At 62.1% G+C, this 9,958-nt stretch carries 15 protein-coding genes; 2 read left to right on the top strand and 13 right to left on the bottom strand.

The features are described from left to right. The first annotated feature begins 30 nt into the window (after positions 1 to 30). On the top strand, positions 31 to 597 hold the full coding sequence (locus tag G7A66_RS05205; protein ID WP_206675073.1) for a hypothetical protein: 567 nt from the start codon (positions 31 to 33) through the stop codon (positions 595 to 597). On the opposite strand, the gene G7A66_RS05210 is transcribed toward G7A66_RS05205, so the two are convergent. Genes G7A66_RS05210 through G7A66_RS05230 form a run of 5 tightly spaced genes read right to left on the bottom strand, consistent with a single transcriptional unit; the run spans position 594 to position 3,045 of the window. After that, entirely contained in the window at positions 594 to 1,037 is a 444-nt protein-coding gene (locus tag G7A66_RS05210) for a molybdenum cofactor biosynthesis protein MoaE (protein WP_174294633.1), read from the bottom strand. The genes G7A66_RS05205 and G7A66_RS05210 overlap by 4 nt on opposite strands. Before the next feature lie 4 nt (positions 1,038 to 1,041). Next, positions 1,042 to 1,284 (bottom strand): MoaD/ThiS family protein, encoded by a 243-nt coding sequence (locus G7A66_RS05215; protein WP_174294634.1) that lies wholly within the window; start codon positions 1,282 to 1,284, stop codon positions 1,042 to 1,044. Positions 1,285 to 1,287: 3 nt separating this feature from the next. After that, positions 1,288 to 2,328, bottom strand: coding sequence for a GTP 3',8-cyclase MoaA (gene moaA / locus G7A66_RS05220; RefSeq protein WP_174294635.1), 1,041 nt, complete (start codon positions 2,326 to 2,328; stop codon positions 1,288 to 1,290). Between the two features lie 12 nt (positions 2,329 to 2,340). After that, positions 2,341 to 2,673: a Rossmann fold domain-containing protein gene (locus G7A66_RS05225; RefSeq protein ID WP_174294636.1), complete on the bottom strand. Its 333-nt coding sequence runs from the start codon at positions 2,671 to 2,673 to the stop codon at positions 2,341 to 2,343. Next, positions 2,674 to 3,045 (bottom strand): dihydroneopterin aldolase, encoded by a 372-nt coding sequence (locus G7A66_RS05230; protein WP_174294637.1) that lies wholly within the window; start codon positions 3,043 to 3,045, stop codon positions 2,674 to 2,676. 143 nt (positions 3,046 to 3,188) lie between these two features. On the opposite strand from G7A66_RS05230, the gene G7A66_RS05235 reads away from it, so the two are divergent. Beyond that, positions 3,189 to 3,923 carry a DUF1499 domain-containing protein gene (locus G7A66_RS05235; RefSeq protein WP_174294638.1) on the top strand — a complete coding sequence of 245 codons (735 nt, stop codon included), beginning with the start codon at positions 3,189 to 3,191 and terminating at the stop codon, positions 3,921 to 3,923. 8 nt (positions 3,924 to 3,931) lie between these two features. On the opposite strand, the gene G7A66_RS05240 is transcribed toward G7A66_RS05235, so the two are convergent. From G7A66_RS05240 to G7A66_RS05270, 8 genes are all read right to left on the bottom strand, one after another. After that, a complete protein-coding gene (locus tag G7A66_RS05240) occupies positions 3,932 to 4,825 on the bottom strand; it encodes a class I SAM-dependent methyltransferase (RefSeq protein ID WP_174294639.1) in 894 nt (297 codons plus the stop codon). After that, entirely contained in the window at positions 4,825 to 6,225 is a 1,401-nt protein-coding gene (gene thrC, locus G7A66_RS05245; protein ID WP_174294640.1) for a threonine synthase, read from the bottom strand. Before thrC ends, G7A66_RS05240 begins: the two co-directional genes overlap by 1 nt. A 57-nt stretch (positions 6,226 to 6,282) precedes the next feature. Next, the gene (locus G7A66_RS05250; protein ID WP_332310491.1) at positions 6,283 to 6,861 is read right to left on the bottom strand and encodes an SURF1 family cytochrome oxidase biogenesis protein; all 579 of its coding nucleotides are present in this window, start codon (positions 6,859 to 6,861) and stop codon (positions 6,283 to 6,285) included. Further along, on the bottom strand, positions 6,858 to 7,154 hold the full coding sequence (locus G7A66_RS05255; RefSeq protein ID WP_332310492.1) for a DUF983 domain-containing protein: 297 nt from the start codon (positions 7,152 to 7,154) through the stop codon (positions 6,858 to 6,860). Before G7A66_RS05255 ends, G7A66_RS05250 begins: the two co-directional genes overlap by 4 nt. Before the next feature lie 101 nt (positions 7,155 to 7,255). Further along, positions 7,256 to 8,077 carry a cytochrome c oxidase subunit 3 gene (locus G7A66_RS05260; protein ID WP_174294642.1) on the bottom strand — a complete coding sequence of 274 codons (822 nt, stop codon included), beginning with the start codon at positions 8,075 to 8,077 and terminating at the stop codon, positions 7,256 to 7,258. Positions 8,078 to 8,156: 79 nt separating this feature from the next. After that, positions 8,157 to 8,753 (bottom strand): cytochrome c oxidase assembly protein, encoded by a 597-nt coding sequence (locus G7A66_RS05265; RefSeq protein WP_174294643.1) that lies wholly within the window; start codon positions 8,751 to 8,753, stop codon positions 8,157 to 8,159. A gap of 1 nt (position 8,754) precedes the next feature. Next, positions 8,755 to 8,883, bottom strand: a complete 129-nt coding sequence (locus tag G7A66_RS14390) for a hypothetical protein (RefSeq protein WP_269748163.1) — start codon at positions 8,881 to 8,883, stop codon at positions 8,755 to 8,757. Beyond that, complete coding sequence (locus G7A66_RS05270; RefSeq protein ID WP_174294644.1) at positions 8,880 to 9,791, bottom strand: heme o synthase; 912 nt, start codon at positions 9,789 to 9,791, stop codon at positions 8,880 to 8,882. Before G7A66_RS05270 ends, G7A66_RS14390 begins: the two co-directional genes overlap by 4 nt. Positions 9,792 to 9,958: the final 167 nt, after the last annotated feature.

Below are 9,958 nucleotides of genomic sequence, written 5' to 3' on the forward strand. Positions count from 1 at the left end.
GTATGGCTGGCAAGCAGGACAGGCCCTGCTATGGCCTTTACCACCATGCGCGACCGTACTCTGCACTTTCCGCCCTCTACCCTGGACAGGTATGCCGCCCGCGCTCCGCTTGCCCTTGCCCTTGCCGCGCTGCTGGCGGGATGCGCCAGCGACGACCGCTATCCCTCACTGGCATTGCGGGATGCGGAAAGGGCCGAAGAAAGCTTCGAGCCGGTGATTGCCGACATTCCCGTTCCGCAGCCTTCTCCCCTGCCAGCGGCAACAGAGAACCGCCTCGCAGGCCTGGTCACTGCTGCACGCGAATCGCATGCCGCTTTCGTAGCAGCTCTGCCGTCCGCGCGGCGTGCGGTAGCGGCCGGCGCGAATGGCGGAGTGACTTCCGACGCCTGGGCGGCCGCGCAGGTGGCGCTTGCCGATCTCGACACCAGGCGCAGCGCCACTGCTGTCCCGCTAGGCGACCTCGATCTTCTCTACGTGGATAGCACACTGGCTTTTCAGAAGATTGATCAGGTGGCGGAGGCGCGTGACGCGGTCATCGCTCTGGTCAGCGAGCAGGATCGCATCCTGCAGGATCTGCGCGCCCGCATTCGTCCCTAGTTCCAGCGGGCGAGGTCGTCATGATCCTGCCCGCGCGGTTCTATCCAGTGCCAACCGTCGCTGCGCTTTTCGCGCTTCCAGAACCATGCGGCGCTTTTCAGATGGTCCATCGTGTAATCGACCGCCGCCAGACTGTCCCGCCGGTGCCGCGCTGCGGCAGCGACAAGGACGATGGGCGCAGCTGGTTGAAGATAGCCGACGCGGTGCCACGCCAGAACGCCCTCGAGCGCGAACCGCGACATCGCGGCTTGCGCCAGTTCTTCCATGCCCGGCAGCGTCAACGGCTCGTAATGGGTGAGGTGTAACGCCTTCACGTCGTTGTCCGGGCGCACTTTGCCGACGAAGCTGGCTATTCCGCCGCTGCCGGGATTGGCCTTCGCGAAACGCGCCAGCGCCTGTCCTGCCGAAAAGCCCTTCTCCAGCAAGCGAACGTCGATCACCGCCTCAACCGCCGCTCACCGGGGGCAGCAAGGCGATCTCATCCCCGTCCTGTGCTGCAAGGGTACTCTTGTCAGGCAGTAATCTGCCGGAACAGGCGACATTTACCTTTTCGCTTTGCAGCTTAGCCGCGACGTCCAGCCCCACCGCCTCGATCAGGCCATTCCAGTCGAGAGGCCCGTCGACCATGCGCTCGCCCGCACCGGCAAGGTCCTGCAGCGGACCGAGAAACAGGATCTTTACCGCCATTCGTCAGCCGCCGGTCATCGACATGTGCCGGGGCTGCGCCGGGGTCTGGCCATGTGCATCTATGCGGAAAGCATGCCGGGCAGGCTTGATCCGCATCGCGTGATTCAGGGCAGAGTTCAGGCCGTCCTCCGGATCATCCGAGCGGAGCGCTGCGCGCAGATCCACCTGTTCGCCGCCGCCCAGGCAGGGATAAAGCTGCCCGGTGGTCGTCACCCGTATGCGGTTGCACCCTTCGCAGAAATTCTGCGTCAGCGGCGTGATCAGGCCAAGCCTCCCGCCGGTCTCCGCTATATCGAAATAGCGCGCCGGCCCGCCTGTGCGATAGGTGCTCGGCCGCAGGGTCCAGCGCGCCTCAAGCCGGTCACGCACTGCCGATAGCGGCAGGTAATGGTCCATCCGGTCGCCGTCGACTTCACCAAGCGGCATGACTTCGATCAGGGTGATTTCATGCCCTTCGCCATGTGCCCAGCCGATGAGGTCAGGCAATTCGACCTCGTTCAATCCCTTAAGCGCGACCGTATTCAGCTTGACCTTCAACCCGGCGTCACGCGCGGCAGCAATACCTTCAAGCACCCGCTTCAGACGATCACGCCGTGTCAGCCGCGCGAACAGAGCGGAGTCGAGTGTGTCAAGCGAGACATTCACCCGCTTCACACCCGCATCCGCCAGTGCGGCAGCATGTTCCGCAAGCTGCGTGCCGTTGGTAGTCAGGGTCAGTTCGTCAAGCCCATCACCAAGGCGCCGTCCCAATGCGCGGACCAGATCCATCATGTCGCGCCTGACCAGCGGTTCACCGCCTGTCAGGCGGATGCGGCGGATTCCCCGGTCGATGAAGCCCAGCGCGAGATGGTGCAGTTCGTCCAAGCTCAGGACCTCGCTGCGGGGCAGGAACTGCATCTTTTCCGGCATGCAGTAGGTGCAGCGCAGGTCGCACCGGTCGGTAACAGAAAGACGCAGATAGGTGACATGCCGCGCAAACGCATCGACGAGCGGGGCGGAACGGTCTTCGGCAGGTGGTGTCGCATTGGCGCGCAATTCGCTCATGATGCCACAAAGCTAGGCGCCGTCAGCCGTTCCCGCAAGCTTCAGCAACTGTCCGGTGACGCTGGGAGCCTTCGCCAGATAACGGATAGCCGATTCGATGGCCGCAGCATCGCCACCGGCGATCAGGTTGGCGCGGTGCGGGGTGGTTCGGCGGGCGAGATCACGGATCGCAGCGCGGCGCCAGTCGTCGTGGTCGTACGGCGCGGCAGGCAATTGCAGCAGCAATGCGGGCGCGCTTGTCAGCGCCGCGAGCGCCTGCGGCATCCATGTGGCATGAAAGACCGCCGCAGCCTCAATGGCGTGCGGCGGCAGTCCGTCGACTTGCAGAACGAGCTGCTCGCCCATTCAGCGCCGTTCCCGGCGGAGAGTTATACCAATTTCTTCGTTTGCTTCGGCAATCGCCAGCTTCACGATCTTGACAGTCACAGCCCGCACCCGCTCGTCCTGAAGGAACAGCGTTTCGCATATGTGGTCGGCCACCGCCTCGATCAGCTTGAAATGCGTCGACGGCGGCAGGGCTTCACGCGCGGCAAATTTCAGATCCATGTAATTCTTGCTGGCATCCAGCGGCGTGTCGGGCTGATAGCTGTCGGCGACCCGCATTTCGGCATCGATGGAGATGCGTAGCGGCTGCGGCTTCCCGGTTTCCTCGGAATAGATGCCGGTCAGCACATCCACCTCGAGATCGGCAACCTGGAGCGTCAGACTATCGGGCAATGGAAAGGACTTTCTGCTGCTGGTGTTTCACGCTTCTGCGGCCTTGCAGCACTTGGCCGCCCTGTCCAGTCACGGGTTTGCAGCTTGACGCCACCGACGCAGGCGCGACAAGGTGACGTAAGGGGCTGGAGAGGGGAATTCCAATGCGCAGGCCGAAGATTCTGGCGAAGCTGGGGCTAATCGCCCTCATTATTTCCGTCGCTGTCTGGATACTCGCCATCGGCGGTGCGACGGCGGCCCGTCTCGACATTCTTGCCAAGATCGATGGATTCCGCGGCATCTTTTACGCTGCCCCGCTTGCCGCCTTCGGAGTGCTCTTCGCGCTGATCGTCCTGATTGCAGGCTGGGTCATGCTACGCACGACCATCAGACGCGCGCTGGCTGGCTTTCTCCTGTCGACCGGATTTCTGGTGCTTGTTGCCTTCGTGGTGCTGCCCACCCGCGATCTGCCGCCCTTGCACGACATTACGACAGACACCGCAAACCCGCCGCAATTCACCACGCTTGCGTTGCGAAAGGACAATCTGGTCGGAGTCGGTACCGTCGCGAACTGGCGGCGCCTGCACGATGAAGCCTACGGCGACATCCGCAGCGTGACCCTGCCGATGCCGGTGGCAGACGCCATCACTCGTGCCGAAACATTAGCGCGTGAACGGGGCTGGACCATCGCCGCAGTCGATCCTGCTGGGGGAAGGCTCGAGGCGACGGCATATGCCTCCTATCTGCGGTTCGAGGATGACGTCGTGTTGCGCGTCACACCCGCGCCCGGTGGGGGCAGCGTCGTGGACATGCGTTCGGTCAGCCGCGTGGGTGTCAGCGACCTGGGCAAGAATGCGGAGCGTATCCGCACTTTCCTGAGCGACCTTGCCGCGACCTGATCGCTGGCCTAATCCCGCCGCCAGCGGGCGAAAATCGCGGTGGGGAGCAGACGACCGCCTTCGCCTTCTTCCCGCATGGCCAGATCGCCATGTTCAATGTGCCCTGGCAAATCGGAGAACACCTCCTTCAGCAATCCGCCTAAAGCCAGGCTGGACATGCGCACCGCATAGACGGTCAGGAACAGGAAACGGCTGTCCGCATCGAGCAGTTGCCGGCAATCGCCGACCAGCGGAGCAAGGCAATCCTCGAGCCGCCAGGTCTCGTTCTTCGGCCCTCGCCCGAACTTCGGCGGATCGAGGATGATCCCGTCATAGCGGCGTCCGCGCCTCACTTCGCGCGCAGTAAACTTGGCGGCGTCGTCCACCAGCCAGCGGATCGGCCGGTCATCCATTTGCGACAGGAGGGCGTTTTCTCGCGCCTGCGCCACCGACTTCTTCGATGCGTCGACATGCGTGACCGGCCCACATTGGCTGAGTGCGAGCGAACCGACCCCAGTGTAGCCGAACAAATTGAGCGTCTCGGCATCGTCGGGCCCGTCAAGCTGCGACCGCATCCAGTCCCAGACCGGCGCCATATCAGGAAAGAAACCGAGATGCCGGAAAGGAGTGCGCTGCGCATTGAACCGCAGCTCTCTCCAGCGCATCGGCCAGCCTTCATCGGGAACCGCGGGGTTGCCGGTCCAGCGCCCGCCGCCATCCTCATCCGAGGCAGGGATGAAGGCGCTGTCGGACTGCCAGTCGCCATTGTCCTGGCGCGGCGACCAGAGGGCCTGTCCCTCCGGACGGGTAAATTCGAAGGGGCCGAACCGCTCGTGCTTGCGTCCGTTGCCGCTGTCGATCAGGCCGTAGTCGGGCCAGGCTGCGCCCTCCATGATCAAGGGCCGTTCATGAAGCTCGGCCATCAGCGCACCGGCGTCGCATGGGCGGCAACGTAATCGGCCACCGCGGAATAGTCGTTGGGCAGGGTCGTGAACTTCTCTTCCAATGCGAACAGATCTCCCACCCTGTCTGGAACCTGGGGCCGCTGGCCTGTCGCTGCTTCCACCGCATCGGGGAATTTCGCCGGGTGCGCCGTGGCAAGGGTCACGATCGGCACGCTTTCCGGCAAGTCCGAATGGCGGGCCGCATGGAGGCCGATTGCGGTGTGCGGATCGATGATCTCGCCGCAATGCTCACTGGCCCATCGCATCGCCAGGGTCGTGTCCTTCTCATCGGCACGTGCGCTGCGGAACAGGGTTCCGGTGCCGCCGATCTGCAAGTCGGACAAGCGCATTGCCTTTTTCTTCTCGAATGCCGCCATCTGCGCCTGCATGCCAGCGCCATCACGTCCGCCGGCGTCAAACAGCAGTCTTTCGAAATTCGAACTGACCTGGATGTCCATGGATGGCGCCGCCGTGGGAGTGACTGCACCGGCGGAATAGTCCCCGGTGCTCAGCGCCCTGTGCAAAATGTCGTTGATGTTGGTGGCGACGATCAGCCGTTCGATCGGCAGGCCCATCCGCGCTGCCACATAGCCTGCAAAGACATCGCCGAAATTGCCGGTGGGAACGGAAAACGCGATTGATCGCCCCGGCGCGCCCAGCTGCAGGGCTGCCGCGAAATAATACACCACTTGGGCCATCAACCGTGCCCAGTTGATGGAATTGACTGCCCCGATGCGGAAGCGCCCGTTTATTGCATCATCCGCGAACATGCGTTTGACCATGGCCTGGGCATCGTCGAAACTGCCCTCGATTGCGATGTTGTGCACATTACTTGCGCTGACGGTGGTCATCTGCCGCCGCTGCACGTCGCTGACCCGTCCGGCAGGATGGATCATGAAGATGTCGATTTTTCCAAGGCCAGCGACCGCGTGGATGGCGGCCGAACCGGTATCGCCGCTGGTCGCACCGACGATGGTCAGATGCTTGTCAGAATGGGCGAGAAACTCTTCGAACAGAAGGCCCAGCATCTGCAGCGCGACATCCTTGAATGCCAGCGTGGGCCCGTGGAACAGTTCCAGCAGCCAGTGCTGCGCATCGAGTTGCACCAGCGGCGTTACGGCTTCGTGGGCGAAGCGGCCATACGCCGAACTGCAAAGCGTGAGCAGACGATCTTGCGTCAGGCTCCCGGCCACGAAAGGCGCCATGACGCGCGCGGCCAATTCAGGGTAAGACAGCCCGGCCATTGCCGCGACATCGCCTCGCGAAAACCGGGGCCATCGCTCGGGCAGGAACAGGCCGCCGTCAGAGGCAAGACCGGTCAGCGTCACCCCTTCGAAATCAAGCGCGTCGGCGGCACCGCGGGTGGAAATATATCGCATGACGTTTGGTGGGTTAGCGAGCAGAAGGGCAGCGTGCAAGCGAGCGGCTCGCGCAAGTTATTCCGAGTGGGAAGGACGCAACCGGCGCCTGACAGCCAGAAGATAGATCGCCAATGCGGTGACGGCGAAAAAGAACCATTGCCCCGCATAGGCAAGGTGGTTGTTCGGCAGATCGTTGGGATCGGGTTTCGCCAAGAGCTCAAGTCCGGCAAGCGGCGGGTCGGCTACCAGAGTGCCGCTGGACGAGATCACTCCGGCCGCCTTGCCGCCGCTCCATTCGGGTGTCTGCGGGTCGCGTGAGAAACCGAGCGCGACATTGCCCGTGCCGCCACCATCCAAAGCACAAGTGGCAACGTGCATCCAACCCCGGGTGCCCTGCGCGCTGGTGCCTGCGCCGGAACGCAAAGACAGCACCCGCTCACACTCGACACTGCTCAGGCGGTAGCGCGCTGCCTCGATGTCAGCTTCTGAGCGCGGATAGGCGACGGCGGCTTCGATGCCGTCTGCAGCCCTGTACCGGGCGAGAAGATCAGCCTTCCACTCAGCGCGGCCAAGCTGCCAGAAGCCTAGCGCAATCATGATGGCCACTGAAATGACGACGATGATTGTCGGTATGACGGGAAGAGGCCGGATCACGGATCGCGGCGCCCTGCTTCTCCTGCGCTCTGCCTGTACTCTGCGCGGAGCAGCGCGGCCTTGGAAAAGCGAAGCCCTCCCAGGATGGCGATGATCGTCAGGGGTACCCACAGGATCACATGCACGATGAACGGCGGCTGCACTGCGATTTCGAGCCACATGGCCAGCCCAACCATCAACCCGCCAATGACGAGCGTAAGGAATGCGGCCGGTCCGTCACCGACATTAAACCGCGATAGATCAAGCTGACAGGCACGGCACCGATCGGCAAACCGGATGATTCCATCGAACAACGTCCGCTCTTCGCATCGCGGGCATTGTCCCAGGGCAGAAGCGACGATCCAGTGAACGGCCTTCTGCGGGTCACTGGCATCGTGCGGTCCGCCTTGAGGAATCAATGCAGTTCGGCGCCCCATCCGCCCCAAACGTAGACGGTGACATAGAGGAACAGCCAGACCACGTCGACGAAATGCCAATACCACGCCGCCGCTTCGAAGCCGAAGTGCTGGCGAGGCGTGAAGTGACCCTTGTTCGTGCGAACAAGGCAAACGATCAGGAAGATGGTGCCGACAAGCACGTGGAAACCGTGAAAGCCGGTCGCCATGTAGAATGCGGAACTATAGGTGTTGCCGCCGAAATCGAATGGAGCGTGCAGATATTCATAGGCCTGAATGAAGCTGAACAGCACGCCCAGAGCGATCGTCAGCATCAGGCCCTTCTTCAGACCATCCCGATCACCGTGGATCAAGGAATGGTGAGCCCAGGTGACCGTCGTGCCCGAGCAGAGAAGGATGAGCGTGTTAAGAAGCGGCAGATCGAAGGGGTCGATCACTGCCTCGATCGCCTCGGGAGGCCAGACGCCGCCGATAACGTCGGAAAGCTCGCTGGGGAAAAGAGCGAAGTCGAACCAGCTCCAGAACCAGCCCACGAAGAACATCACTTCAGACGCGATGAACAGGATCATGCCGTAGCGGAAATGCAGTTGCACGACCGGCTTGTGATAGCCCGCCTGCGCTTCCTTCACTATGTTCGAGAACCAGCTGAAGAAGGTGGCAATCAGACCGGCAATCCCAAGGCCGAGCACCAACCAGGCATTGGCCATTTCGTGCATGTAGAACACGAGGCCAGTCGTGAATGTCAGCGCCGAGATCGAGGCGACCAGCGGCCAGATGTCCGGTGGCAGGATGTGGTAATCGTGGTTGGTATTGCCGGCCATGAGAAGATTCGTCCTGGTCTTGTCGGTTCTGTGCGTACTGCCGCTGCCTTTAGGCCCCGGCATGGGTTTGGTCCAGAGGCTAGGAGGCGCTTTCCTCCGCCTCGATCGCCTTGTGGAAGGTGTAACTCAGCGTTATCTGCTCGACATCCCTGGCGTTCTCGTCCTGGAGGATGGCGGGATCCACGTAATACAGGACAGGCATCCGCACTTCCTGCCCCGGCTGCAACGTCTGTTCAGTGAAGCAGAAACATTGCACCTTGTTGAAATATCTGCCGGTCTGCTCCGGCTCGACATTGAAAGTCGCCGTGCCGGTGATCGGCTTATCGGAATTATTCCTGGCAATGTAGAAGGCCATATCGCGCTGGCCGATCTGGACAGTGTCCGTCGCCTGCTCCGGCCCGAACGACCAGGGAACATCACGCGCGATGTTTCCATCGAACCGCACCGAAATTGTCGGAGAACCCGCGCTCTGTGCCAATTGCGATGCAAGATCGGCATCGGCCAGACTCGCCCGCTGCGTAGTGCCGCCGAATCCGGTCACCTGGCAGAAGATGCGGTAGAGCGGCACTGCGGCATAGCCGAGCCCCAGCATAGCGATCGCGGCTGCCAATGCGATAAGGCCGGTGCGCAGATTGCGGCTCTGGATTGAGGATGTGGGATAGCTGCCCGCGTTCATCTCAGTCTCCGATCCTCACGATGGTGATTGCGTAGAACAGGATCACGAAGAACACGAGCAAGGCGCCAAGGGCGTAATTACGGCTCGTGCGGCGGCGTTTCAGTTCGGTTTCGTCTTCCGGTGTCATCATAGATAACCCTGCCCGTAAATCACGCGATCCGCAACCAGCACACCGAACAGCGCGAACAAATAGATGATGCTGAAGGCGAACAGGCGCTTTTCCGGCTTCATTGTATCATCAGGAGCAGATTTCCGGAACGCCACCGGAACGGCCATCAGGAGAAAAGCAATCGACAGAACCAGGGCTGTCACCCCGTATATCGCGCCTGTGCCGCCGATGAACCACGGTGCGGCGGCCAACGGCAGCAGGAGGACCGCATAGACGATAATCTGAAGGCGCGTGGACTTTTCGCCCCGGACGACCGGCATCATGGGGATGCCGACCTTCGCATAATCGGACTGGACGAACAGCGCCAGCGCCCAGAAATGCGGCGGAGTCCAGAAGAAGATGATGGCAAAAAGCAGAACCGGCATCAGCGTTATGTCGCCAGTCACCGCAATCCACCCGATCATTGGGGGAAAGGCTCCTGCTCCGCCGCCGATCACGATGTTCTGCGGGGTCCGGGGCTTCAGCCAAATCGTGTACACGACGGCGTAATAGACGATCGAAATCGCCAGGATGATCGCGGCCAGCCAGTGGATCGCCACGCCCATGATTCCCACCGAGGCCACAGAAAGAACGATGCCGAAATCGCGCGCATCGGTCCGCGCCATACGGCCGGAAGGGATGGGGCGGCGCGCGGTGCGCTTCATGCCGGCATCCAGATCTGATTCCCACCACTGGTTCAGCGCCGCCGCGCCTCCCGCCCCCAATGCGATGCAAAGGATTGCAGTAAAGCCGAGGACCGGGTGAATCGATCCAGGCGCAGCCAGCAGACCGCAAAGTCCCGTGAAAATGACGAGTGTCATCACGCGCGGCTTTGTTAATGCGAAGAAGTCGCGCCAGTCCGTGGGCAAGGTTTGGGCGAGCACCTTCATGTCAGTACGCCGGAGCTGGAACCTTTCGAAAGAGGGAGGGCAAACCGACCCGGCCTACCCTCCCCCTGCATTGCATTGCCCGTGCCCGGGCCGGAACCGCCCTCAGACAGTGGCGGGGCGGTCATCCGACAGAGGCAGGTGATTGTGATAGTCGTGATCGTCCTCGA

The organism is Alteripontixanthobacter muriae, from assembly GCF_013336795.1.
GTDB classification, from domain to species: Bacteria; Pseudomonadota; Alphaproteobacteria; order Sphingomonadales; family Sphingomonadaceae; genus Pseudopontixanthobacter; species Pseudopontixanthobacter muriae.

Coding starts and splice junctions, on each gene's coding strand:
- G7A66_RS05240 (WP_174294639.1), bottom strand. CDS start 4,825: ATGGCCGAGCTTCATGAACGGCCCTTGATCATGGAGGGCGCAGCCTGG.
- thrC (WP_174294640.1), bottom strand. CDS start 6,225: ATGCGATATATTTCCACCCGCGGTGCCGCCGACGCGCTTGATTTCGAA.
- G7A66_RS14390 (WP_269748163.1), bottom strand. CDS start 8,883: ATGATGACACCGGAAGACGAAACCGAACTGAAACGCCGCCGCACGAGC.
- G7A66_RS05260 (WP_174294642.1), bottom strand. CDS start 8,077: ATGGCCGGCAATACCAACCACGATTACCACATCCTGCCACCGGACATC.
- G7A66_RS05270 (WP_174294644.1), bottom strand. CDS start 9,791: ATGAAGGTGCTCGCCCAAACCTTGCCCACGGACTGGCGCGACTTCTTC.
- G7A66_RS05265 (WP_174294643.1), bottom strand. CDS start 8,753: ATGAACGCGGGCAGCTATCCCACATCCTCAATCCAGAGCCGCAATCTG.
- G7A66_RS05205 (WP_206675073.1), top strand. CDS start 31: ATGGCCTTTACCACCATGCGCGACCGTACTCTGCACTTTCCGCCCTCT.
- G7A66_RS05225 (WP_174294636.1), bottom strand. CDS start 2,673: ATGGGCGAGCAGCTCGTTCTGCAAGTCGACGGACTGCCGCCGCACGCC.
- G7A66_RS05235 (WP_174294638.1), top strand. CDS start 3,189: ATGCGCAGGCCGAAGATTCTGGCGAAGCTGGGGCTAATCGCCCTCATT.
- moaA (WP_174294635.1), bottom strand. CDS start 2,328: ATGAGCGAATTGCGCGCCAATGCGACACCACCTGCCGAAGACCGTTCC.
- G7A66_RS05215 (WP_174294634.1), bottom strand. CDS start 1,284: ATGGCGGTAAAGATCCTGTTTCTCGGTCCGCTGCAGGACCTTGCCGGT.